Genomic DNA, 23,964 nt, shown 5'->3' with positions numbered 1-23,964 from the left:
GACCACTTCGGTGGTCTTTCTCTTTTTCTGAGCATATGAGCTATATCCTAGTTACAGGCGGAACCGGCTACATCGGATCCCACATGGTCGTCAAACTGATTGAGGCGGGGTATTCGCCCGTGATTTTTGACAACTTCAGCAATTCGAAGCGTACTGTTCTCGATCGAATCGAAAAAATCACCGGCAAGCGTCCTCCGCTTGTTGTCGGAGACATTCGTGACGAGAAAGCCCTTGAAGATCTTTTCACCCAATACAAGATTGACTCCGTCATCAATTTCGCTGGGCGAAAGGCAGTCGGAGAATCTGAGAGCGACCCCCTGCTCTACTTCTCATATAACGTCGAAGGCACCATTGTTCTGCTTCGCGTCATGAAGAAGTTCAACGTGAAAGAATTCATCTTTTCTTCTTCCGCGACTGTATACGGCGATCCGGGGTACGATGAATTTGACGAATCCACGCCGCTTGCTCCGATCAACAACTACGGTCTGAGCAAATGGATGATTGAAGAAGTGCTTAGAAAGCTCTTCAGAGCAGAGCCGGATTGGTCGATCGCGATTCTTCGGTACTTCAATCCGGTAGGTGCGCACGAATCCGGTCTGATCGGAGAAGATCCGAACGGCATCCCTAACAATCTGATGCCCTTTATTTCTCAGGTCGCAGTCGGCCGCAGACCCTGTCTGAAGGTTTTCGGCAATGATTACGAGACCCGAGACGGTACCGGCGCCCGCGATTATATTCACGTGGAAGACCTTGCGGACGGTCACCTCGATGCGCTCAGAGTTCTGAATCACAAGCCTCAGCTAATTACGGTAAATCTCGGCACCGGCAGCAATACAACGGTTTTAGAGCTCGTCAAAGCGTTTGAAAAAATGAGCGGACGCAATATCCCTTATGAAATCTGTCCGAGACGCCCTGGAGACAAAGCAGCCTATTGGACGAATCCGACCTTAGCGCACGAACTTCTCGGCTGGACGGCCAAACGCGGCATTGAAAAGATGTGCGAAGACACCTGGCGCTGGCAGATGATGAATCCGAACGGTTATCCGGACGAATAATCAGCTCTCCCGTATGTAAAGCCCGCTTCTCGGCGGGCTTTCTCTTTACTGAATCCCTGAAAAACCGATCATAAGTAGGCCGTATACAGTGCCCCAAACGCCCGCAAATCGGGCATTGAACATTATCTTTGTCTATTTAACCGATTATGATCATTTAATCCAAGTGGAGGGTTTCATATGCTTCCGCAGGCAATTGAGCATGTCATCAAGGTAAATATCAAGGGCAAAGACTATCTGTATCAATTTCAGAATGCATGGGACCCGGTTAAACGTCGTTCTTTTAGCAAGCACCGAATTACCCTTGGCTGTCTGATCGACGGCAAGGTGGAATTAGGGAGGAAATTTCTTCGAGACAATCCTCAATACAAGGATGTCGAACTAACTTTTGCCGATAACAAGCTCTGCCCGGTTGGCATGCCGGAAGTCAGTCTGTCGACGGCTCAAATGGTTTTAAATCGAACAAAAACACTAAACGCCGGAGCCAGCTATGTATTAGAGCAAATTGCCATACAAACTGGAATAACTCAAACCTTAAAAACCGTCTTTCCAAAGCATTGGCAGGAGCTGCTTTCCTTAGCGATATTCTTTGTTATCCACCCGGACACCTCTTTGTCTAACTACGACGTAATTGCTCAAAGCTCACTCTATCCGGCTGCCGTTATACCTTCGCAGAGAATCTCCGAATTATTTGAATCCATCAATTACCAACCCTCAGTCGAACAATACCTGCAGCTTCGTCTTGCCTCTAATAAAGAATCGGGCAAAAACAATTACTGGGTATTCGATGCCACTTCGGTATCCTCGTTCTCGCAAACAGTTCATAACGCAGCCCACGGACTCAACAACGAAGAGGCCCTGCTAAAGCTAGCGCTGCTGATCGACGAGAAGACAGCCGAGCCTCTTTACTACAAGGTGCCGGACAGTTCTATCACAGATGTTGTTTTACTGAAGAACCTGTTTGCGCGCTCGGCCAAAATTGATGAGGAAGATATCAGCCTGGTGTCGGATAGAGAGTTTTGCTCTGATCAAAATTTGCAGATGATGTTCCGCAATCACGTCGGCTTTGTCTGCGGGCTTCGTTCTGACTTGAAAATTGCTGAGCAAACCTTTGAGGCAGAAGCCGGCTCCCTCAGACTATGTTTGCCCGCAGCCTTTAAGAGCAGTGTTAACTGCTTTTGTGCAATGCGCGAAATTCTGCGGCATTCCGGTGTCGAGCAAGATAAGTTGTTTCTCCATGTCTATTACAGCAAAGAAAGAGAAGCCGACTGCGTCATGAACATGACTCAATTGATCGAAGATTTTAAGCGGCGTTTAACAGATGGAGAAGTTCCGAACTCTCCGTATTTCAGACAATTTTTCAACCCTGAGGAAGGAGCTGACGGCAAGAACAGATACGTATTTAATGTTCCAGCTTGGACTCAGTTCTGCCAGAGCTGCGGCTTCTTCTTACTTGGTTCCGACAGGATTGCGCATCCGGACAAAGCTCTAAATATTTACCGACAAAAGGGCATTGTTGAAAAATCGTTTAATAACTACAAAGACAGATGCAGCGGCAGAAGACTGGGGTATTCTGAAAGAGCTCTTGAAGGAAAAGTCTTTATCACGTATTTAGGTCTGACTCTAAGCCTGATACTGCATAAACGTCTTCAGGACGCCGACATTGATCCGGAGCGAGCACCTCGCCTGATAAGTGAACTCAATGCATTAACCATCAATAAGTTCGTCACTGAGGGACATGTCACATACCTCTGGCACAAGATACCAAAACGTTACGAGGACCTTATGAAGAAGTTGAAAATTAAAATTCCCTGCCCGATTTGTACAATCTAGGAAAGGAAAGTTGGGGTTGGGCCTCGAAGCGCACTATCTCATCGCACCTGCTGCGTTTACCCCAAAACTATGATACAAAAAACAAAGAAGAAACAAGGCGTAAGTTCAACCTCAAATAGCCTCAGGCTACTCAGCCGGCCCTAATGCCTGAACACGCGAAGCCGTAAATGTAGGAAGATCACCGAGATCGCACCGACAGAGCCAAGGTTTCAAAACGTTAAACAGAAGCTGAAAATAAAAATTCCCGCCCTGTTTTTACATGAACGGGAATTCAGATCCTTTACTGCTGTTTGCCGCTTTCTTCGAGTTTTGCGGGATCAGCGTACTTCGCCTCGAGCTTCTTCAGGAAGGTCAGAACGTCCGGATCCTCCCAGGGAAGATAGCCTCTCAGCACACCGACCATATTTCCGTCTCTGTCCAGAATGTAGTTCGTAGGTACAACTGTCAGAGGAATGACATTATCAACCGTCTTCCTCGGGTCAACCAGTGTCATGAAATCAGAAACCTTATTACGCTTTAAAAAACGCGGAAGACCAGTTACGGAATCATCCACAGAGACTCCGATGATCTTTATCTTCGAATTCTTCAGCTCCTGCTGAAGCTTTGTGATCGCGGGAATCTCTCTGATGCAGGGTGCGCACCAGCTCGCCCAAATATTCAGGATCACAACGTTGCCGCGATAGTTCCTGAGATCAACTGGCTCGCCGCTAAGCGTGTATAAATCAAGCGCCGGAATTTTGCGGGCATTTTGAAATTCGGTAAAAGGCGTCATCACCATCGGCTTTTTAAGCGCGTCTCCGGTGTTGTAGACCTTTTCCTGAAGCATCGCCTGTGACCAGGCTGCCGCGGAAACTGCCAGACAAACCGCAGCGACAAGTGCTTTTGCAATTTTCATTTGTATATCCTTTCTATTGGTGACGATCTGTCACAGGCTCCTTCTTCCGAAACTAATTCGATCGGCCAAAAATAAGGCCACCGCGCAGAGCAGCAAATATAACCCAAGATAAGCGGGGGCAATATACGTCGTTACGATACCTAACGATTCCTGATTGAGCAATCGGAAAGCACTGGCAGGATTCAAAACCATAAAGAAGTTCAGCGCCCCTTGCGTCAGAGAATCATCCGCAATCGCAAGAATCAGCAGAGCTAAATCGTAAAAAATCACAAGCGCGAGCCAGATCACCAGAAGAATGCCCAGCGCAAACGCTTTGAACGGACTGAGAATGCTGATTAAATAAGAGAGCAGAATCGAGATGACGCCAAGCATCCAGCCGCTTAATGCCAACAAGACCAAGTGCCTCAGCAGTGCGCTGAAGTCATAGGGAAGTAGTCTGGCAGCCGTCAGAATCAAAAGCACAGAGAACCCCAAAAAGATGCACAAAAAAAGCGCAGCGCTGTGACCGATCAGTTTTCCAAGCAAAATAGATGTTCGACTGATCGGATAGGTTAGGAGCAAAAGCAGCGTCCCCTGCTCGGCTTCTCCGACGAAAGCGTCGTAACTGATCAGAATGGCGATCAAAGGAATCAGAAAGACCGATAGAGAGACAAGGGAATTTAAAACCGCCGTCATCGGCCTGAAAGAAAAATCTCCTCCGATCGCAGCGGTTCCGAACACAATGCCGAGCGAGAGAAGGGCAAAAAGAAGCGTTCCGGTAATCAGCCAAAGATTACGCCAACAGTCTCTAAATTCTTTTGCAGCAACCAGAAGCGCTGAACTCAGTACTTTCATAAAACCTCTTTACCGTTCTCTTTGTCCAGCACTCGGCAGTAAATATCCAAAAGCGACATTTCAGCAGTCTCTTCAGACAAGCCGCTCTGCCGGATCATTTCTCTGCACGTACCTTCAGCGGCTTTTTTACCGCCGCAAATCATTAAAGCCCGATCCATATAGGCTTGCGCGAGCAGAAGCTCATGCGTGCAGACAAGAACCGCGCATCCAGCCTCTTTAAGACGATGCAGCTCCTGATACATAAAGGCGGACGCCTGCGGATCCAACCCAACCGTCGGCTCATCCAAAAGCAGCAGACCGGGCTTGGAGAGAATCGCCTGTGCAAGGCCGAGACGCTGCTTCTGACCTTTTGAGCTTCGATTCAGTGTCTGCTTCCTGACACATTCCAGGCCTAAGACGCTGATCAGTTCCTCTACCCTGTCTCTGCCGACGCCTTTCAGTGACGCAAAATATGAGAGGTGCTCTTCAAATGTCATTCCGCTGTAAAAACTAACATTCTCAGGAAGATAGCCGACGTTGAGCGGATCAGAACCGGCTTCCTTTTCAAAAATTCGAACCGATCCAGAAGCCGGTTTTAGAAGGCCTAAAAGCAGCTTGATCAATGTCGACTTGCCGGCGCCGTTCGGGCCGATCAGCGCGACCAGCTCACCCGGCGCAATCTGCAGGGATATGCCCTTGAGCACCGATCGTTTGCCCCGGTTAAAAAATAAATCTCTGCATTCAACTGCGTTCATTTGACACCCTTTCAGCTGATACGGAATCGGGATCGACGATCAGGGGATATGAGTCTGTGACGCCTTTGTCTTTATCAAAGTCGAATTTTGCGGTCATGAACTTTAACAGCACAATCAGCGGACTTTCCATGAGAAAGCGGATTTGCGGATAGAGCCAAAAAAGGCGATCTAAAGAATCGTTCGGCTGATACGGCACATCTCCGATGCCGTCCCTATTCAAATCCCAGCCCTGATAACCGCTCCAATAATTGCCTATTTTGCCGCTGCTCCATTCCAAGCGAGACGAGCCAACATAACGCACCTGAAGCCGATTATTAATAATTCGATTTCGGGTCAGTGTACTTTCTTCTCCGCCGAGTGCGATGCCGATTCCAACGTCATTGCCTTCAAACGTGTTGTTTTCGACAATATTGGCGCCGGCTCCATATATGAATAGACCTTTGCCCTCTGTATCGAGCTCTCTCCTGCCCCGTCGGTTATGCGTTTTCACCGCCTTATTGCCCCGAACAATGCTGTCCTTGGTTTCATTAAGCAGAACTCCGAACTCTACCGCGCCCTGAGATTCGGAATTTTCCAGACGAATTCGTTCCGAACTCATCAGCGCATAGCCGCCGATCACGGCTCTTGCCTTATTGTCCTGAGCGCGGTCTCCGCGCGTAAACATATAATGAATACCGTACTGAAGCCCGGCGAAACTATTGCCGCGGCTGTCCGTATTGTCGGTATTTTCAAAATAGAAACCGTCACGGGTATAGAGAACTTTATTGCCGCTGAGAGAAGCGTTTTTGACATAATTGAAATAAACGCCGTCACCTCTGTCCAGAACATGCATTTTTCTCTCCCCGCGAATCTCACAGTTTTCAACCGTGACATTCTCAGTGCGATCGGCTCTGACCCCAAAGCCGGGGCCTGTAATATTTAATTGATGAAGCCGGACATTTTTAAAGCCTTCATCGATGCGCACTCCGGCGTCTCGCTCATAAAGGTCTGAACCGAAATTTTTTATCCCCAGATCTGAGACTTCAGCATCTGAAGAGCGAATTAAAAGTGCAGTACCCTTCCCCTTAGCGTCTATAAAGGCCCCGGGGCTGCCCTTGAGTTTTATTTTTTTGGAAATAACAAAGTTTCCGGCGTATTCGCCGGGTCGCAGAACAATCCTATCTCCGTCGGCTGCGGCTGCAAGCGCCTGAGAAAGCTCCGGCGCGGAAGAAACATAAAAATCGGCCGCAGCTGCCGAGAACGACAGCATGATGACCGCAGCGCAGAGGACCAACCGCTTCATTAATGACCTTTCAGCGCCTTGATTTCCTCAAGGGTTACCTGCGTATAAGAGAGAAGTTTTCCGCCGTGTTCGCGCATAAAGGCCTGCGCCTGATCCTTCGTTTTAAAGGGGAGGATCGATTTACCCATAGCGCCGTGGACATCGGATCCTGCGACATAGAAGGCGTCTTTGGCGGAAAGCATTTTTTCATGAAGCTGTGCTTCTGTTGAATTTCCGAAGTCACTGACAAAGAAAGCCGCGGCGCGTCGTGCATTTTCCGGCTGGAGGATAAAGGTAAATCCGTCTTTTACGGAGCAGAATTTTAGAGGCTCTTTTTCGTTTTTGATAAAGATTTGAGCCTTTGCGCCAGGATAGTTAAGGATAACCATGCCGCAGATATGGCAGCGGTCATGTTTTGAAAAAGGAAGCGGTTTCAATTCCGGAGCCGGCGACTGTTTAGAGCATCCCGATAAAACTGCTGAGGTAACGGTGAGTAAGAAAAAGCGTCGGTACATATAAATCCTGTGTTCTCAGTGGATCTTAACCGCAATTGAGAATTTGAGATAGAAAAGCTTCGGGTTCCCGAAGAAACCCGAAGCAGAGTTAAAACATTAGATCGAATTGATCTGGCCTGCGTAGATGATGAACAAGCGAAGGCACATCATGCCGCAGATTGCCGCCAAACCGCTGGTGTAGAACACGGCAGCACTGTCTCGGAAATTCCGGCTTCCGAAGAAGCTGAGAACCAACGGGACGATGAAGCCGATACCCACAGCACCGATCCAGAAGACCTGTGCCCAAAGGCCGAAGCAGAATGCCGAAGCGGCAGCCTTAGCGGCCTCGTTACCGCTTACCAGAGCGATGATGATCATGAGCAGACACATTGCTTCAACAGCCATAATCGGCCATTCAGCTGCGTGGAGCGCATGAAGATCTTCACCGTGACGATCAGCACCGAAGAGCCAAGCGGCAAGCACTTTGGTCGCAGCGCAGCCGGCAGAGAAGCCAGAAGCGACGAAGAGCGCGGGCAGAACGGCGGTGTTGATCAGCGGGAAGCGGATCAGAGCGGAGATCAGGAAGCCTGTGTATGCGCAGATTGCGATCGCAAGAATCAGAACGATCCAGTCGAGCGCGACACGGAACTTAGCCAGAAAACCGATGGTCGGGTCAAGCCATTTCAGACATCCGATGGAGGTTATCTCCTGACGCAGTGAAACAAGCATCAGGACGAATACCAGCGGAATGTAAAACAGCAGAGCCATGACACCGATACTCATGACGGAAGTCGGGTTGTAGTAGACCAGAATTCGCCAGAAAAACAGCGGATTGGTAAGGTCCAGAACCAGACAGATCATGCCGAGGACGATCGTGACGAAGCCGATTAAACTGGCTGCTTTCATGATCGGGGTATCCTGATGGACACCTCGGAACAGATTCATACAGATCGCGACTGCGACGGCACCGCCTGAAATACCGGCGAGGAAAAGGTACACCGCAATCGGCCAAGGCCATGCGACACCTTCTGTCAAACCGATTGTAAAGTCCATAACTAGACTCCTTCTTTAGTTACAGGGATGTAGCGCAGACTCGGTTCGGTACCAAGATGCGGACGAATGCGGACGGTATCCTTCACACGCAGCAGACGACTGATAATGGACTGAGGATCATTTAAGTCGCCGAAGTACAAAGCTCCGTGACGACATGCCTGAACACAGGCCGGTTCCTCGCCGTTAGCCAGTTTGGTCTTAAGACAAAAGTCGCAGTTTTCCGCTGTTTTTGTCTTTTCATTGATGAAGCGAACGTTGTAAGGGCAAGCCGCAATACAGTACTTGCAGCCGACACAGCGATCCGGGTCCATCGTAACGATTCCGGTCTTGCTGTCCACATGTGCGGCACCGGTCGGACAGACGCGTGCGCAGGGCGCATCCTGACACTGCTGACAGGAAACACGAACGTAAATGCGTTCGCAGTCGCATCCTTCCAGTTTTCCGCACTGCGGACACGGCGTGCCGGGTACGTGCGTACTCTGCCGCTCCAGCAGCAGGCGCGAGCGCCCTTTAGGCAAGTCGTTGGCTTCATTGCAAGCTGTCTTGCACAAACCGCAGCCTATGCACTTGTTCTGATCAAAGACCATCGCATAGTGCGGTCTGGCGGTTGTTCCGCCGCTGCCGGTCTTAGCGCCCGAGGCGCCGGACTTCGCAGCTTGCGGAGAACCTTTATCTTCCGGCTTGCAGCCGCCTAAGGTGAGCACGAACAACGATCCAGCAGTCGTACCGGCTAGAAATTTTCTTCTGTCGATTTGTAAGCTCACGGTTATTCTCCATGACAGATTTGAGATCTGTCGTAATTTATTTCGCCGAGCGAATCCGCTTGAAGTTAAACTTTCTCTCTCCAGGCGGAGCGGTTTCCGAACGTTAGGTTCGGATAGTGCGGTTATGATGCTTAGCCATGCGGCCAAGCCATCTTGGGATGGCCGGCAGGCATTGCTGCATCCTTATTCGCACCCGGCTTTTCAACCTTTTTCAGTGTTACATCGAAGATAAGAGCTGATTCGGGCGGAATATCTCCGGCGCCTTCTTCACCATAGGCTAACGAGGCCGGGACGACGAACGTGTAACTCGATCCCTCTTTCATCATTGTCAAACCTTCTTTAAGTGCGGGGATCAGCGTCATCATGACAAACTTCTCTTCTCTAACCTTCCCGTCAGGGCTGGTAAAGACTTTTCCGTCGATCAATCTGCCGGAATAATCCACCGTGACGATGTCTTCCTCTTTAGGCTGGGGTCCGGCGCCTTCCTTCTGCACTTCATACTGAAGGCCGGAATCCGTTACTTTGACGCCCTTCCTAGACTTATTGGTTTCCAAATAGTCGCTGCTCGCTTTTCTATTTGTCTCTTTGATCTTATTCAGTTTGTCGGTAAAGAGCTTATTGAGCTTCTCTGCGCGGGTGTTTAAGGCCTGAAGCATTTCATCCTCGCTGAGTTTGCTCTTGTTCTTCATCGCGTCCTGCAGGCCGGCCATCACCTGATCCATATTGACGGAGGCTCCGAGCTCGGTCTGTTTGTAGATCTGAGAGGATAAGTAGTTTCCTACCGAGGCCCCTAAGCTGTAAGACTCTTTAGCCTCCTGGTCCATCGGTTGAGCAAAAGCCGTTCCTGCAAGAGCAAAGGCTAGGGAGACTGACAGTAATGTTTTATCTAGGGTCAACATAATCACTTCTTTCATAAATGAGTTTGATGCTTCAATGATGAGAGGCACTTACGGTTTTTCTACTTTTCGGCCGGAAAGCTTCCAGCCGTCAATGCCGTCCGGCATCTGCCGAACATCCGTATACCCAAGCTTCATCACTTCTCGGGCAGCCATTTCACTGGAAGTACAAAGTTTGTTAGCGCAATAGAAAACAATGGTTTTGTCTTTATCGGCCGGAAGGAGTTTTTTCCAATCACGAACGTTGAAAAATATCGCGCCCGGAATGAATCCCTCTGTCCAAACTTCAAGGGTATTAACGTCATAGAACGGAACTCCAGCCTGCCAGAGCATTTCTGCTTCGCGCATGGATATTTGGTTAAGGAGCTCGTCATAAACGGGTGCTTCAACCAGCTCCTCTCCCCCGCCGCAGTGAGCGGCAGGAGCGAACAGGAGCATTGCAGAGGAGAACACCACCCCAATTAACTTCAATTTCATCATTTTTACTTCGATTGGGCTATGGGCCGAAGCCCATAGCGCATTTAACACTGTGCTTAACTACTACTTAGCTGCAGAGGCCTTGACGTAACCGCCTTGGTCAATAATGGACTGAGCTTTCGTGAGGTAAGCCTGGGCGGTATCAACACGCTGTTTCGTGTAATTGAACGCATGGACACCCCAAGAACCGTCTTTTTCGACCTGTTTGATAATGTCGGCAGCCTTGTCAAGAAGAAGCATAGCTTCAGTTCTCTGTTCCGGCGTCAGCTTCGTCACTTCAAGAAGCTTGTTGATACGAGTCTGAGCTTCGACATTCTTCTTATGGCCTTCCTTAATCGGGTTCTGCCACTTCATAACTTCGCCGTAAATCTCTTTCTGGTCCTGATAGATCAGGCCCTGATCGAGTTCGGACTGGAACGGGCTGTGGCAGCCTTGTCCTTCAACGACTGTGAAGTCAGCGATGGATGTACGTGCGCAACTCCACATCAGGTCAACGTAGCCGTGACCTTCTTCGTCGCGGGCAATACGCCAGCCCTTAGAGTTGGAAGCGCGGGACTGACCCGGAGCCGGATTCATCATCTTCTTCTCAGGATCAACTTCGATCTTGAAGAGGTGAGAGCGGCGAACAGCGTCGAAACCGGCCATATCAGGACGCTGAATCGCTGTGAAGTTTTCGCAGCTCATCGTGAACGGCATATGGCAGGCGATACAGTCAACCTTGCTGTGTGTGTCGGCATTCGCAACCATTTCAGCCTGTACAGTGTGGCAGTCTTGGCAGCTCTGACGGATAGCCGGACGTGTTACGCCGGACTTCCAATCGTTGCTGGTCACTTCGTGCGGATCGTGGCATGTCACGCAGCGCATACCTTTTTCGTAGTGCTTGGACATGAAAAGCTGAGCACCTTCTGTACCGCAGGACGGGCAGGAAGATTTTGTCTTAGCATTGAACGCGCGTTCGAGCTTGCCCTGTGCATCGGGACGATTAACTTCGTCTTCGATGAAGTTCAGGCGCTGATGGCAGCGATCGCAGTTTGTGCTCATGTTGTTGGTGTTGCCGACCAAGTGGCCGCCTTCACCGTGACATTCTTCGCAGGAGATGCCCTTGGAAATAGTGTGTTTCTGGAGCTCTTTCGGATTGCCTAAAGCAGCGAAGAATTCCTTCTTATCCTTAAAGTCAAACTTAAAGGCGTGGCAGACTTCGCAGTAGGATGTTGCCGACTGGAAGAGCAGTTTGCCTTCGTAAGTCGAACCGTAGGAAGTCATACCCCACTGATGAGAGGCAGACGGTCCGAAATCTTTCAGTTCAACCGGGAAGTCCGGGATCACGGCATGGATCTGTTTTGCTCTTTCCGGCGTCAGCCATTCAGCCCAGCCGCGAGAGAACTGGTTGCCGCCGGCGACGACCTTACCGGTTCCGTCTTTGAGCAAACCGTCTCTGACGTGATACGAACCGCGGACGAGCCATCCGTCGATGTAGCCGTATTTAGTACGCGGCGTACCGATTGTGGCGTAAATCACATCCGGTGTGATGCCGTCAGGCAGGATGGAAGCGTCAGAGCCATAAAGCTTTTTCTTCAGATCGTTGTCAACTTCGGGATGTTCTCCGGGGAAGCGGACGGTCTGAGCGTGACGGGAGCGTTTCCAACGTTCGTACTGAATCGCATGACATTCACCGCACTTTTCAGGACCGACGAATTTATTCGGGAAGTCCAGAATGCTTCGCTGGCCGAGACGATACTGGGACGCCATGGGGCGGTTGCCCGGCTGATGCGATGAATACTTCTGTGCATTGCCTTCGCCTAAATATTCAGATCCGCGCGTTGAGATAGCGGGTGTTCCGACAACTCTGCCGTCTTTACCGTATGTGGCAAAAATCGGATGGTTCTGGAAAAGAAATTCCCACATTTCTTTTTCCTGAACGATGTAGTCCTGCAAGGTACGAATACCTTTTGTCGGTTCTGTTAAATCAGGGTTGTCCAATACTTTCTGTGTGATCGCATTGACCTTCGGAGGCGGCAGCGGGGTGCCGCCCTCTTGGGCAAAAGCTCCAGTCACCGCAAGCGTAGCTGCAGCCGCAATCGCGGCAGCAGTAAAACTAGAGTTAAATAACATGATGTTCTCCTTTTGGAGACGCCGAACTGGATAAAGTGAAGAGGAGATCCAGTCCATTGTCTTCGATGAGGCAAAATGGGAAAGCAAACGATGATGAGACATCCACAATTCCACAGCTCCATCTTACGTTTTATGATTTTTAGGTGATACTGGTTAAATATCCCAGTCAAAAAACGGGTATTCCCCAATATTCGTGTTATTTGTTCGATATAATATTAATATTCATTTATATTCAATTAGTTATTGGTATATTTTTCAAACAATTAATATTCGCAAAAGAATTAATTATTTATTAATTAAGATGATTTCCCTATGAAATACATGGGATAACACGCTTCAACACTTGATTTTTATTATTTTCATTGTTAACAAATGAAACCTCTTCAGTTTTCGATTTATCTAATTTTCTATATATAACTATTTTATTAGATTTCAGGGTTGTATATTTTTCAATATATTAACAACACCTTGTGGTACAGGGGGTTGCCTTCAAACAGTGCATATTTAAATTAGACATATTTATTTACGTTTAGGCTTAATCCATTGAAACCAGTTTCCAGCACTTAGGTTTTCTCTGCTTCCGAGAGATGTTCAGCCTTGTTCAGCGACGAGACGGACGTCGAGGCTCTGTAAATAAGTTTTTGCCTTCGCTTTAAGAAGCTGCCAACTCTGCCTCCGTGAAAAAATGCCCTGGAGGCCTCAGGTAATCCTAAGCAGTCGATGGACTGTTTAGGACATATTCAAAAGTTTATTCAGTACAGGCCGAAACTGTTTTCTAAACTTTCAAGACATAAAAAAACCCGCCGAAGCGGGTCTTTAAAGCTCTAATGCTTACTGCAGTTTTTCAGCGACAAACGCCTTAGTCTGAGCAAGCAGCGCGCTTAAATCGGCCGGAGCGTTCCCGCCGCCCTGAGCAAAGTCAGGACGACCGCCGCCCTTACCGCCAAGTTTTTCAGCGATGAACTTAACGACATCGCCGGCCTTGACCTTGGAAACCAGGTCCTTGGTCACGCCGACCGCAATACTTGCTTTGCCGTCTTCAACCTTAACAAGCACAACCGCAGCACTCTTGAGCTGATCTTTAAGACTGTCAACAGAATCACGAAGCGCTTTGGTCTCAACGCCCTTCATTTCCGTCACCAGCAGCTTGGCGCCGCCGATATCTTCAGCCTTGGCTGCAACGCTGGAAGCGCCTGCCTGTGCAAGCTGAACCTTGATGGTGTCGAGTTCTTTTTCCGCACGCTTGAGGTGGTCAACGGTTTCAACAACTTTGGAGACCACTTCGTCTGTCGGCGCTTTGAACTCTTCGGCGACTTCATGAATGATGGCTTCCTGCTTCTGTGTATAACGCAGCGCGGACATACCGGTCACAGCCTCTACACGTCTGACGCCGGCGGAAATACCGGACTCGGAAACAATCTTGAACATGCCGATGTCGCCGGTTCTCTGGACGTGAGTACCGCCGCAGAGCTCACAGCTGGAACCAATGTTTAAAACACGAACGTTTTCGCCGTATTTCTCACCGAACAGCATGACCGCTTCTGTCTTCTTGGCTTCATCTAGAGGCATGACGCGTACGTGTGTCGCTGTGTTGCGCAGAATCTCTTTGTTAACGATGTCTTCGACCTCGCAAATTTGTTCTGCAGTCATCGGGCTGGTGTGAACAAAGTCAAAGCGGGTACGATCGCCGTTAACCATCGAGCCTCTCTGCTGAACGTGCTGACCGAGCACTTCACGCAGCGCCTTGTGCATCAGGTGCGTCACAGAGTGGTTTCTGGCTGTCGCTTCTCGGTTTTCTTCATCAACTTTGGCGCTGAAAAGATCACCGACTTTGACACTGCCTTCGGCGACATAGCTCATATGACCAAACACATCCGCTTTGATCTTGAAGGTGTCGTCAACTTTCAGAATAGTTGTATTGTTTTTAAAGACGCCCTTGTCGCCCATCTGACCGCCGCTTTCAGCGTAGAAAGGAGTTTTGTCAAAGACAACAACAACTTCATCTCCGGCATCTGCGTCTTTCACCGGCTCGCCGTCTTTGTAGATTGCTTCTACACGACAGGCGTGAACCGCGAGGGTTTCGTAGCCGAGGAATTCCGTCGGGCTGCCTTCATATTCAAGGCCCTGAGCCATCTTGAATTTACCGGTCGCTCTGGCTTTTTCACGCTGTTTTTCCATCGCCGCGTCAAAGCCTTCGAAGTCAACCGTCACGCCTCTTTCACGGCAGACGTCCGCAGTCAGGTCAACCGGGAAGCCATAGGTGTCGTGAAGCTTAAACGCGACATCGCCTCCGAGAACCTTGGTTCCGTCAGCAAGAGCTTCGTTAAGAATATCAAGACCCTTGGCAAGCGTCTGGGAGAAGCGAACTTCTTCCTGACGCAGGACTTCTTCGATATGAGGATTACGGGTTTCAGGATACTGATCGCCCATTTCTTTGGCGACCGCTTTAACCAGCTTGCTGAAGAAGAGATCACGGGCGCCAAGTTTGAAGCCGTGACGCATACCGCGGCGAGCAATACGGCGAAGCACGTAGCTGCGGCCTTCATTGCCGGGAAGAATTCCGTCAGCAATGATAAAGGTACAAGCACGAATGTGGTCAGCAATGACTTTGACAGAAGGCGAATTCGGATCGACGTTTTCACCGCCCGCTTCTTCAACCGCCTTAACCACCGCACGCATCAGGTTCTGGAAAAGGTCAATGTCATAGTTGGAATGAACATGCTGCAGAACCGCAGAAATACGCTCAAGTCCCATGCCGGTATCAACGCTCGGACGGGGCAGCGGATGCATTTCGCCTTTTTCATCACGATTGAACTGCATGAACACGAGGTTCCAAATTTCAATGTAACGGTCGCCGTCTTCGTCGGGGCTTCCCGGAGGACCTCCGGCGACATCCTCACCGTGGTCGTAGAAAATTTCAGAGCAAGGGCCGCATGGACCTGTGTCGCCCATCATCCAGAAGTTGTCGGAAGCGTAACGAGCGCCTTTGTTGTCGCCGATACGAACGATTCGTTCAGCAGGAACGCCGACTTCCTTGTTCCAAATGTCATAGGCTTCATCGTCTTCCGCGTACACGGTGACCCAAAGCTTTTCCGGCGGAAGCATAAAGTGCTGTGTCAGCAGCTCCCATGCGTTCTTAATCGCATCGCGCTTGAAATAATCACCAAAGCTGAAATTGCCGAGCATTTCAAAGAAAGTATGGTGACGGGCGGTATAGCCGACGTTTTCCAAGTCATTATGTTTTCCGCCTGCGCGAACACACTTCTGACTGGTCGTCGCACGTTTGTAGGGACGCTTGTCAAATCCAAGGAAAACATCCTTGAACTGGTTCATACCGGCATTCGTGAAGAGCAGAGTCGGATCATCTCCGGGAACAACAGGGCTGGAGGCAACAATCGTATGCCCCTTGGACTCCATAAACTTCAGAAATGTCGATCGAATTTCTGATGCAGTGAACATTTGTAATTTCTCAAAAAAAGCTGAATTTTTCAGCAACACAATTTATATATTTTATCAGACAGCCTTCTGCATCACCGTCTTTAAGGCGACAATCTCAGAGCTCAAAATAATAAGCTGCCGCTGTAAACACGGACACATCCGATCAGAACGGCTGCTGACAATCTATAAAGAAAGACGGCTTTGCACAGAAGAATTAAAGAGAGCCGCTCGAAGCGGCTCTTTCCTGTGATCAGCTGACCTAGACAATACGGGAGTAACGTCTGACTCGTTCATCCTCGCGCAGATAGCGGTCGAAATTCATCGCCACAGCACGGACAAGCAGTTTGCCCTTTGGAGTCACCGAGACGGCGTCTTCGGCGAGCGTTACCAATCCTTCTTTCTCAAAATGCTTGAGATTATTCAGCTCAAAATCGAAGTATTCGTTGAAATTGATGCCGAACTGCTTCTCAATGTCCGCTTTCACAACTCTGAACTGGCACATCAATTCCATGATGACTTTTGAGCGCAGTTTGTCGTCGTCATTGAGAAGATAGCCGCGTACCGTCGCAAGAGCGCCGGAACGGACTTTTTCATAGTAAGAAGGCAGATCGCGGGGATTTGCCGCATAGCAGCCGTGAACCTTGCTGATCGAAGAAACGCCGAGCGCAACCATGTCACACTCAGGTTTTGTGGAGTAGCCCTGGAAATTTCTCTGCAGAGTGCCCTCTTCCTGAGCTTTTGCAAGCTCATCAGTGCGTTTGGCAAAATGATCCATGCCGATATAGTGGTAGCCGGATTCGGACAGACGGGTGATCGCATCCATCATAATGCCGACTTTCTCCGGAGAGGGAGGCAGGTCCGCCGCGTTAATTCTTCTCTGCGCCTTGAAATGTTCGGGCAGGTGCGCATAGTGGTACAGCGCAATACGATCAGGGCTCAGCTCAATTACTTTGTCAAGCGTGTGCGCAAAGGTTTCTCTGCTCTGGAAGGGAAGACCGTAGATAAGGTCCATATTAATAGAGTGGAAACCGTTGGCTCTTGCCGCGTCAAAAACCGCCTTAGTCTGCTCAAACGGCTGAACACGGTTAATCGCAATCTGAACACGTTCGTTGAAATCCTGAACACCCACGCTCATGCGGTTAAAGCCGGCCTTGGCAAGCGCGGCGACTTTATCGACCGGAGTCGTTCTCGGATCGACTTCAACCGAAACTTCCGCTCCTTCGGCCAGAGGAAAACGCTCCGTAATGACGCGCATGACCTCGAGAATTTCATCGTTATTCAGGAAAGTCGGAGAGCCGCCGCCGAAATGAAGCTGTTCAACTTTTCTGCTTCCGCCGAGGACCTTCGCGACGTTGTCGCATTCCATAGCGAGCACTTCAATGTATTCCTTGGAACGGGAATGGTCTTTCGTGACTTCCTTATTGCATCCGCAGAAATAGCAGATGTTCGAGCAGAAGGGGATATGCACGTAGATGGACAGGTCTCTGCCTTCGGGACGAGCAGCTAAAACCGACTCAAAATCCTTTGCGCCGAAGTCTTTGCTGAAACGGTCCGCAGTCGGATATGACGTATAGCGCGGACCCGGAACATCGAATCGCTGCAGCAATTCCAGATCAGGAAATTCTACCGATAGGAGTGAGTTTTTTTTCATCGTTTTCCTTCGCCTCTAAAGGCTATTGAAATTAACTAAGTTCTGATATCATCACCGCATCAGTCTATTGCAGACTATCCAGCGGATTGTTTATAAATTCCGTGAGTTTAAGACAAACCTCGGCACAGCAATCATACAAGTGATGAATTTAACCGAACTTAACGAAACACCCTTCCTGCCGCCCGATTGCAGCGCCTGCAAACAAAAAACGCTCTGTCTGCCCGAAGGCCTCTCGAACGAAGAATTCGTTAACTGTTCAAACATCGTCACCTTCAACAAAAAAATCAGTAAGGGCAGCCGACTCTTCCATGCCGGCGATCCGCTCCGCTTTCTGTATATCGTCAAGCTCGGTTCCGTCAAAAGCTCCATTGTCACCGACGAAGGCCGAGAGCAGGTCATCGGATTCAATATGTCCGGCGAAATGCTCGGCATTGACGGCATATACCACGGCTTTCATACATGCACCGCAACCGCGCTGGAGGACAGCGAAGTTTGCGTCATGCCCTATGAAGACCTTGAAGCCCTCTGCGGACAAAGCCCGGCGATTGATTCGCATGTACGCCGACTCTTCAGCCGGGAAATCGTTCTGCAGCACCATAATCTGCTGATGCTCGGCTCCATGAGCTCCACTGAGCGGCTTGCCGCTTTTCTTCTCAGCCTGTCCAAGCGCTTTGAAACCAGAGGTTTCTCACGCACAGAGTTTGTCCTGAGAATGACGCGCGCCGATATCGGCAGCTTCTTAGGTTTAAAACTGGAAACCATCAGCCGTGCTCTTTCCAAATTCACAGAACTCGGACTAATTGAAATCCATCAAAAGCACGTCCATATCGTCAACCCGAAAGGACTACGCTCCATCCTCCAAGAGCACAAGCGGATTTAAAGCTAAGTACCGCATCTCTCCTGACGCTAAAATATTAATTTCTTCTCCTTAAATGCGCCTGAAACACACTGCGCGCATAAGTAAATGAGCGCAGCTCCCTCCTTCTCTGATCACTAGAACGCAAAACAACAAGCTGTGCGCAATGAGAAAAGCTCTCGTACCCTTTCTTTTCAGCAAAAATCAGTCACAAAAATCCGCAGTAACGAGAATTTTTACCGAAATACGGAATAGAAAAGGGAAAATGTACTGTTTTACCCTAGTAGCCGAGTGTCTTTTCATTAATATTTCAGATAGAGAGGTATTTTTTTCTTAGAATGTTGAGAATGTAGGCTTGTATCTGCTTTTTAACAAATCTTCCTACTAATAGGTGAGAAATGACATTTACTAGAAGAAAAATCTGCCTCATGGGCGCTGCCGCCATGGGCTCCGCTCTTATCCCGGGAATTTCCTTCGCGGACGATCCGATCCGCATCATCGTTCCTTATCCTCCCGGAGGACCGCTTGACGTGACCGCCCGAGCTGTTGCAGAAGAAGCCCGCGCCGATCTCGGAAATATTATTGTTGAAAACAAGCCGGGTGCCGGCGGCAACATCGGTGTTGACTATGTCGCCAAACAGTCTCCGGACGGCAAGACCATTGTCATGGGCGCCCTGGCCACACACGCGGTGAACCCGAATCTCTTCAGTAAGCTTCCTTACGACCCGATTAAGGACTTCACTCCGATCACTCTGATCGCTCAGACTCCGAACGTTCTTGTCATTACACCCAAGTTCTCTAAAGAAACCGGTATCAAGAACGTCAAAGACCTGATCGCTTACGCTAAAAAGAACCCGGACAAACTCAATTACGCCTCTGGCGGCAACGGCTCAGCCGGCCACATGTCGGGCGAACTGCTGAAAGCCGATTCCGGCATCAAGCTCGTCCATATTCCGTTCAAGGGCGCAGCCGCTGCGAGAATGAGTGTTCTCGCCGGTGATACCGACCTCATTTTTGACAATCTTGCCTCCGCTTCCGCGGACATCAAAGCCGGCAAACTCATTCCGCTTGCCGTCACAACAAGCTTCAGAGCGCCTGCCCTGCCGGATGTTCCGACAATGGCTGAAGCCGGAGTTCCCAGATTTGATATCTCCACTTGGTACGCTTTCTTCGCTCCCGCAGGTCTGAACCAGAAAGAGCTCGATAAGCTGAACAAAGCATTTGTCAAAGCTATCAAGTCTCAGTCCATGGCCAAGCGCTTTGAAACCATGGGCGCACAGGAAAAAGCCGGAACACCGGCCGAACTTGGCAGCTTTGTCAAAGAAGAAATGGCTAAGTATAAGAAGATCGTTGCGGCAAGCGGCGCTAAAATCGACTAACCATTTTTATCTTTAACCTCAGAAGGCTGTTTTGCAGCCTTCTTCTTTATTTTGCAGCCATGATTAAAGACCAAAGAGATTTTTGGGCCGGCCTTTTATTTATGGGTTTCGGCGCATTCTTCTGTTTATATTCCATCACGCATTACGAACTCGGATCCGCCTCTCGAATGGGGCCGGGATATTTTCCGATGCTCCTCGGCGGATTTCTGTTCCTCCTTGGTCTCTTAATCACGCTGAAATCGCTTCTTTTCAAAAGCGAAGAAGATGACGGCGGAAAGTTCGGCCGATTTGACTGGTACAGTTTTATCGTCATTCTCGGCTCCGTCGCTATTTTTGCGGTACTGCTGCGGCCGGCCGGACTGATTCCGGCGACCGCGATCATGGTATTTCTGTCCTCCTTCGGCAATCTGCCTTTCCGCTGGAAGCCGACGCTGATTCTCTGCGTATTTCTCAGCGCGCTTGTCTGGCTTATTTTCGTTTTCGGGCTCAACCTTATGGTACCGATTTGGCCCGCCTTCCTGGTTCAATAATTCGAGAGGTCTGAGATGGATTTAATTAATAATCTTGCGATCGGCTTCACAACCGCCCTCTCACTGCACAATCTTCTTTACTGTTTCATCGGCGTCACGCTCGGTACGCTGATCGGGGTTCTGCCGGGTCTTGGTCCCGTCGCAACTCTCGCGATGCTGCTCCCGATCACCTACTCTCTCGATCCGACTTCCGCGCTGATTATGCTCGCGGGCATTTATTACGGTTCTCAGTACGGCGGTTCCACAACAGCTATTCTCGTCAACCTCCCAGGAGAATCTGCTTCTGTCGTGACCTGTCTTGACGGGTATCAGATGGCGCGTCAAGGCAAGGCCGGCACCGCCCTCGGGCTCTCGGCCATCGGATCATTTATCGCAGGCTGCTTTGCTACGGTTCTCGTTGCCGCATTCGCTCCCCCGCTGATCGAACTTGCCTTTAAATTCGGCCCTGCGGAATACTTCAGTCTGATGGTGCTCGGCCTTGTCGGAGCGGTTGTTCTTGCCAACGGCTCGGTTCTCAAGGCGTTTGCCATGATCATCCTCGGTCTGCTGCTCGGCATTATCGGCGCTGACGTCAACTCCGGCGCGTTCCGCTTTGACTTTGGCGTGCCCGAGCTTCAGGACGGCATCGACTTCGTCGCAATCTCCATGGGTCTCTTCGGATTCACCGAAATTATCGTGAACCTTTCCAAAGGTGAAACCCGAGAATCTTTAACAGAGAAAGTGGGCTCTATTTGGCCTTCGTTTAAGGAGCTGATGGCAGCTGCGCCCGCCATTACACGCGGAACCCTGCTCGGTTCTTTCCTCGGCATCCTTCCCGGCGGGGGCGCTCTGCTTGCGTCTTTCGCGTCTTACACACTGGAAAAGAAAGTCGCAGGCGAGAACGCGAAACCGCCTTTCGGCCATGGCAACATTGCCGGCGTCGCGGGCCCCGAATCCGCGAACAACGCCGGAGCGCAGACCAGCTTTATTCCGATGCTGACGCTGGGCATTCCCTGCAACGCCACAATGGCGCTGATGATCGGCGCCCTGATGATTCACAACATCACACCGGGCCCGCAGGTGATGAGCTCCAACCCCTCCCTCTTCTGGGGGCTGGTTGTCTCCATGTGGATTGGCAACCTGATGCTTGTCATTTTGAATCTTCCGCTGATCGGCATCTGGGTGCAGCTGCTCAGAATTCCTTACAGTCTGCTCTACCCGATGATTCTGACTTTCTGCTGCATCGGCGTGTACTCCATCAATAACAATCCGTTTGACGTTTACATCACGATTGTCTGCGGCGCCCTCGGCTACCTCTTCTACAAACTGAAATGCGAACCGGCGCCTCTGATCTTAGGCTTCATCCTCGGACCCATGATGGAAGAAAACCTTCGCCGAGCCATGCTGCTCTCCCGCGGTGACCCGACGACCTTCCTGACACGTCCGATCTCACTTGTGCTTCTGATGTTCGCGCTCTTCCTGCTTCTTCTGATTCTGCTTCCGAGCATTAAGAAGACCAGAGAAACCGCATTCCAGGAAGATTAAGGCGATTCAGTCTTTAAAACGGTAAAATAAAAAGTCTGAATCTATTCAAACCGATTGAAAACAATGAGCGATACTACAGAAAAGACGGCATCCAGCCACATTACAAATTTTCTTCGCAATATCATTAACGAAGATCTGGAACAGGGGACAAATGAACCCCGTCACTGGAGGGGCGCTCCCGGCACCTACACCGAGCAAATGGAAGGACCGGTTGACGAAGCCAAAGTTCGTCTGCGTTTCCCGCCGGAACCCAACGGTTATCTTCACATCGGTCACGCCAAAAGTATTTGCATTAACTTCGGTTTAGCCAAAGACTATCAGGGCCGCTGCCACATGCGCTTTGACGATACGAACCCCGTCAAAGAAGATCAGGAGTATGTCGACTCCATCTTAGGCTCTGTCAATTGGCTCGGCTTTGATTGGAAAGACGATAAAGAAATCAACTACTACTTCGCGAGCGATTACTTTGATTACATGTATGAGATCGCGGAGCATTTAATCAAGATCGGCTGCGCTTATGTTGACGAACAGAGCGCAGACGAAATTCGTGAAAACCGCGGCACGCTCAAGTCTCCCGGTGTCAACTCTCCGTACCGCGACCGTTCTCCGGAAGAAAATCTTCGCATTTTCCGCGAGATGAGAGAAGGCAAACATCCTGAAGGCAGCATGGTTGTCCGCAGCAAGATCGATATGGCTTCCCGCAATATCAATCTGCGTGACCCGGCGATCTACCGTATTCGTTTTGCCGAACACCACCGCACAGGCAATAAGTGGTGCATCTATCCGATGTATACCTTCGCGCATCCGCTCGAAGACGTTCTGGAAAATATTACGCACTCGATCTGCACGCTGGAATTCGAAGATCAGCGTGCTTTCTACAATTGGGCTACCGAACGCTCAGTTCCAATCACCCGAGCTCCGCTTTTTGAAAAAGCCGCCGCTTATATCGGTGAGCTTGCTGGCAAAGACTTTGAAGCGCAGAAGCCCTTTATGGAAGCCGCGGTTAAATTCAAGTGGAAACTCGGACAGACCGCTGATGAAAGAAAGGTCTTTGAAATTCTGACGGCGATCAAAGAAGACCCGGCGAAACTCAGCGCGGAAACCGCTAAAACAGTTCTTGATGCGGTCAGCGCAAACCCGGCCGTCTTCACTCCGCTGCTTCAGGATGTTCTGAGTCAGACGGTCAAAGCTAACTACTTCCTGCTTCCGCATCAGTACGAATTCAATCGCCTGAACTTAACTTATGTGGTCATGAGCAAGCGCAAACTGATCGCGCTCGTCAAAGAAGGTCTGGTCGACGGCTGGGATGACCCGCGCATGCCGACACTCGTCGGTCTTCGCCGCCGCGGCTACTCACCTGAGGCGATCCGACTCTTCTGTGAAAGAATCGGAGTTTCTAAACAGACCGGTGCATGGATTGACCACTCTGTGCTGGAAGGTGCCCTCAGAGAAGTTCTTGACGCTCAGGCCGACAGAAGAATTGCCGTGCAAGACCCGATCAAACTGGTCATCGACAACTATCCGGAAGATCAGACCGAAGAGGTTGAAACGCCGAATCATCCGCAGCATCCTGAAAGAGGCTCGCGCAGCCTGATGTTCTCTAAGGAACTTTGGATTGAGCGCTCCGACTTCTCGGAAAATCCTCCGAAAGGCTATCGCCGTCTTACTCTGGCAACTGCAGAGAAGCCCGCAATACCGGTCCGTCTGCGTCATGCCTACGTGGTTGAAGCCACCTCTGTGGAAAAAGATGCGGACGGCAAAGTCGTCACAGTCCACGCCAAGTACTATCCGGAAACCCGCAGCGGTTCGGCCGGCGCCAACAACGTCAAGACGAAGGCTGCAATCCATTGGCTCTCCTGTAAGGAGGCGCTGCCTGCCGAGATCAGACTGTACGACCGCTTATTCAGCGTTCCGAAACCTGACAGCGGAGAGGAAGATTTCCGCACACTCATCAATAAGGACAGCAAGACAGTCTGCAAATCCTACGTTGAACCCTCTCTGAAGCTTGCCAAACCAGAAGATCGCTTCCAGTTTGAGCGCAACGGCTACTATGTCGCCGATCAGAAGGACTTCTCCGCAGATAATCTTGTATTCAACCTTGCCGTTGCCCTTAAGGACAGCTTCGGCAAATAGTCGGTTTACTGCGGTGCGGGATGCGCCGCAGTAAATTCCGCAGTCCTC

The 23,964-nt window shown here is 50.1% G+C and carries 18 protein-coding genes and 1 pseudogene; 7 read left to right on the top strand and 12 right to left on the bottom strand.

Features of this window, described 5'->3' with window-relative positions:
- Positions 1-35 precede the first annotated feature (35 nt).
- Together galE and E5987_RS04735 are read left to right on the top strand one after the other, a co-directional pair.
- On the top strand, positions 36-1,055 hold the full coding sequence (galE, locus tag E5987_RS04740; RefSeq protein ID WP_160334949.1) for a UDP-glucose 4-epimerase GalE: 1,020 nt from the start codon (positions 36-38) through the stop codon (positions 1,053-1,055).
- 177 nt (positions 1,056-1,232) lie between these two features.
- The gene (locus E5987_RS04735; RefSeq protein WP_160334948.1) at positions 1,233-2,885 is read left to right on the top strand and encodes an IS1634 family transposase; all 1,653 of its coding nucleotides are present in this window, start codon (positions 1,233-1,235) and stop codon (positions 2,883-2,885) included.
- A 280-nt stretch (positions 2,886-3,165) separates the two neighbouring features.
- Here E5987_RS04735 and E5987_RS04730 read toward each other — a convergent pair whose 3' ends face one another.
- From E5987_RS04730 to hemN, 12 genes and pseudogenes are all read right to left on the bottom strand, one after another.
- On the bottom strand, positions 3,166-3,780 hold the full coding sequence (locus E5987_RS04730; RefSeq protein WP_160334947.1) for a TlpA family protein disulfide reductase: 615 nt from the start codon (positions 3,778-3,780) through the stop codon (positions 3,166-3,168).
- Positions 3,781-3,810: 30 nt separating this feature from the next.
- Complete coding sequence (locus tag E5987_RS04725; protein ID WP_160334946.1) at positions 3,811-4,614, bottom strand: ABC transporter permease subunit; 804 nt, start codon at positions 4,612-4,614, stop codon at positions 3,811-3,813.
- Positions 4,611-5,282: pseudogene (locus E5987_RS04720) on the bottom strand (ABC transporter ATP-binding protein); the annotation flags it as partial. The pseudogene E5987_RS04720 and the gene E5987_RS04725, both read right to left, overlap by 4 nt.
- Before the next feature lie 52 nt (positions 5,283-5,334).
- Positions 5,335-6,630 (bottom strand): nitrous oxide reductase family maturation protein NosD, encoded by a 1,296-nt coding sequence (gene nosD / locus E5987_RS04715; protein ID WP_160334944.1) that lies wholly within the window; start codon positions 6,628-6,630, stop codon positions 5,335-5,337.
- The gene (locus E5987_RS04710) at positions 6,630-7,124 is read right to left on the bottom strand and encodes a nitrous oxide reductase accessory protein NosL (protein WP_160334943.1); all 495 of its coding nucleotides are present in this window, start codon (positions 7,122-7,124) and stop codon (positions 6,630-6,632) included. The genes nosD and E5987_RS04710 overlap by 1 nt, the downstream gene beginning before the upstream one ends.
- Positions 7,125-7,220: 96 nt before the next feature.
- Positions 7,221-8,156, bottom strand: coding sequence for an NrfD/PsrC family molybdoenzyme membrane anchor subunit (nrfD, locus tag E5987_RS04705; protein ID WP_160334942.1), 936 nt, complete (start codon positions 8,154-8,156; stop codon positions 7,221-7,223).
- 2 nt (positions 8,157-8,158) lie between these two features.
- Positions 8,159-8,920 carry a 4Fe-4S dicluster domain-containing protein gene (locus E5987_RS04700; RefSeq protein WP_160334941.1) on the bottom strand — a complete coding sequence of 254 codons (762 nt, stop codon included), beginning with the start codon at positions 8,918-8,920 and terminating at the stop codon, positions 8,159-8,161.
- 131 nt (positions 8,921-9,051) lie between these two features.
- On the bottom strand, positions 9,052-9,819 hold the full coding sequence (locus tag E5987_RS04695; RefSeq protein WP_160334940.1) for an FKBP-type peptidyl-prolyl cis-trans isomerase N-terminal domain-containing protein: 768 nt from the start codon (positions 9,817-9,819) through the stop codon (positions 9,052-9,054).
- A 48-nt stretch (positions 9,820-9,867) separates the two neighbouring features.
- Entirely contained in the window at positions 9,868-10,293 is a 426-nt protein-coding gene (locus tag E5987_RS04690) for a rhodanese-like domain-containing protein (RefSeq protein WP_160334939.1), read from the bottom strand.
- Positions 10,294-10,356: 63 nt separating this feature from the next.
- The gene (locus E5987_RS04685; RefSeq protein WP_160334938.1) at positions 10,357-12,405 is read right to left on the bottom strand and encodes a multiheme c-type cytochrome; all 2,049 of its coding nucleotides are present in this window, start codon (positions 12,403-12,405) and stop codon (positions 10,357-10,359) included.
- Between the two features lie 831 nt (positions 12,406-13,236).
- Positions 13,237-15,864, bottom strand: coding sequence for an alanine--tRNA ligase (gene alaS / locus E5987_RS04680; protein WP_160334937.1), 2,628 nt, complete (start codon positions 15,862-15,864; stop codon positions 13,237-13,239).
- A 238-nt stretch (positions 15,865-16,102) separates the two neighbouring features.
- Entirely contained in the window at positions 16,103-17,494 is a 1,392-nt protein-coding gene (hemN, locus tag E5987_RS04675; RefSeq protein WP_160334936.1) for an oxygen-independent coproporphyrinogen III oxidase, read from the bottom strand.
- A gap of 142 nt (positions 17,495-17,636) precedes the next feature.
- Between hemN and E5987_RS04670 the strand changes: the two genes are divergently transcribed.
- The 5 genes from E5987_RS04670 to E5987_RS04650 all read left to right on the top strand — a co-directional run bounded on the left by E5987_RS04670 (position 17,637) and on the right by E5987_RS04650 (position 23,916).
- Complete coding sequence (locus tag E5987_RS04670) at positions 17,637-18,374, top strand: cyclic nucleotide-binding domain-containing protein (protein ID WP_160334935.1); 738 nt, start codon at positions 17,637-17,639, stop codon at positions 18,372-18,374.
- Between the two features lie 374 nt (positions 18,375-18,748).
- On the top strand, positions 18,749-19,729 hold the full coding sequence (locus E5987_RS04665) for a Bug family tripartite tricarboxylate transporter substrate binding protein (RefSeq protein WP_160334934.1): 981 nt from the start codon (positions 18,749-18,751) through the stop codon (positions 19,727-19,729).
- Between the two features lie 59 nt (positions 19,730-19,788).
- Positions 19,789-20,259: a tripartite tricarboxylate transporter TctB family protein gene (locus tag E5987_RS04660; RefSeq protein ID WP_160334933.1), complete on the top strand. Its 471-nt coding sequence runs from the start codon at positions 19,789-19,791 to the stop codon at positions 20,257-20,259.
- Between the two features lie 15 nt (positions 20,260-20,274).
- Positions 20,275-21,783, top strand: coding sequence for a tripartite tricarboxylate transporter permease (locus E5987_RS04655; protein WP_160334932.1), 1,509 nt, complete (start codon positions 20,275-20,277; stop codon positions 21,781-21,783).
- Between the two features lie 63 nt (positions 21,784-21,846).
- Positions 21,847-23,916, top strand: coding sequence for a glutamine--tRNA ligase (locus E5987_RS04650; RefSeq protein ID WP_160334931.1), 2,070 nt, complete (start codon positions 21,847-21,849; stop codon positions 23,914-23,916).
- The last annotated feature ends 48 nt before the right edge of the window (positions 23,917-23,964 follow it).

It is taken from the genome of Parasutterella muris, from assembly GCF_009767915.1.
In the GTDB taxonomy this organism is placed as follows: Bacteria; Pseudomonadota; Gammaproteobacteria; order Burkholderiales; family Burkholderiaceae_F; genus Parasutterella; species Parasutterella muris.
The sequence above is the reverse complement of the archived record's forward strand: the minus strand, read 5'-3'. Positions and strand labels throughout refer to the sequence as shown.

What these genes read in the sequence shown, in the direction of transcription:
- E5987_RS04690 (WP_160334939.1), bottom strand. Translation starts at nt 10,293, where the DNA reads ATGAAATTGAAGTTAATTGGGGTGGTGTTCTCCTCTGCAATGCTCCTG.
- E5987_RS04660 (WP_160334933.1), top strand. Translation starts at nt 19,789, where the DNA reads ATGATTAAAGACCAAAGAGATTTTTGGGCCGGCCTTTTATTTATGGGT.
- E5987_RS04670 (WP_160334935.1), top strand. Translation starts at nt 17,637, where the DNA reads ATGAATTTAACCGAACTTAACGAAACACCCTTCCTGCCGCCCGATTGC.
- alaS (WP_160334937.1), bottom strand. Translation starts at nt 15,864, where the DNA reads ATGTTCACTGCATCAGAAATTCGATCGACATTTCTGAAGTTTATGGAG.
- E5987_RS04685 (WP_160334938.1), bottom strand. Translation starts at nt 12,405, where the DNA reads ATGTTATTTAACTCTAGTTTTACTGCTGCCGCGATTGCGGCTGCAGCT.
- E5987_RS04735 (WP_160334948.1), top strand. Translation starts at nt 1,233, where the DNA reads ATGCTTCCGCAGGCAATTGAGCATGTCATCAAGGTAAATATCAAGGGC.
- galE (WP_160334949.1), top strand. Translation starts at nt 36, where the DNA reads ATGAGCTATATCCTAGTTACAGGCGGAACCGGCTACATCGGATCCCAC.
- E5987_RS04710 (WP_160334943.1), bottom strand. Translation starts at nt 7,124, where the DNA reads ATGTACCGACGCTTTTTCTTACTCACCGTTACCTCAGCAGTTTTATCG.
- nosD (WP_160334944.1), bottom strand. Translation starts at nt 6,630, where the DNA reads ATGAAGCGGTTGGTCCTCTGCGCTGCGGTCATCATGCTGTCGTTCTCG.
- E5987_RS04725 (WP_160334946.1), bottom strand. Translation starts at nt 4,614, where the DNA reads ATGAAAGTACTGAGTTCAGCGCTTCTGGTTGCTGCAAAAGAATTTAGA.
- E5987_RS04650 (WP_160334931.1), top strand. Translation starts at nt 21,847, where the DNA reads ATGAGCGATACTACAGAAAAGACGGCATCCAGCCACATTACAAATTTT.
- nrfD (WP_160334942.1), bottom strand. Translation starts at nt 8,156, where the DNA reads ATGGACTTTACAATCGGTTTGACAGAAGGTGTCGCATGGCCTTGGCCG.
- E5987_RS04730 (WP_160334947.1), bottom strand. Translation starts at nt 3,780, where the DNA reads ATGAAAATTGCAAAAGCACTTGTCGCTGCGGTTTGTCTGGCAGTTTCC.
- hemN (WP_160334936.1), bottom strand. Translation starts at nt 17,494, where the DNA reads ATGAAAAAAAACTCACTCCTATCGGTAGAATTTCCTGATCTGGAATTG.
- E5987_RS04665 (WP_160334934.1), top strand. Translation starts at nt 18,749, where the DNA reads ATGACATTTACTAGAAGAAAAATCTGCCTCATGGGCGCTGCCGCCATG.
- E5987_RS04655 (WP_160334932.1), top strand. Translation starts at nt 20,275, where the DNA reads ATGGATTTAATTAATAATCTTGCGATCGGCTTCACAACCGCCCTCTCA.
- E5987_RS04695 (WP_160334940.1), bottom strand. Translation starts at nt 9,819, where the DNA reads ATGTTGACCCTAGATAAAACATTACTGTCAGTCTCCCTAGCCTTTGCT.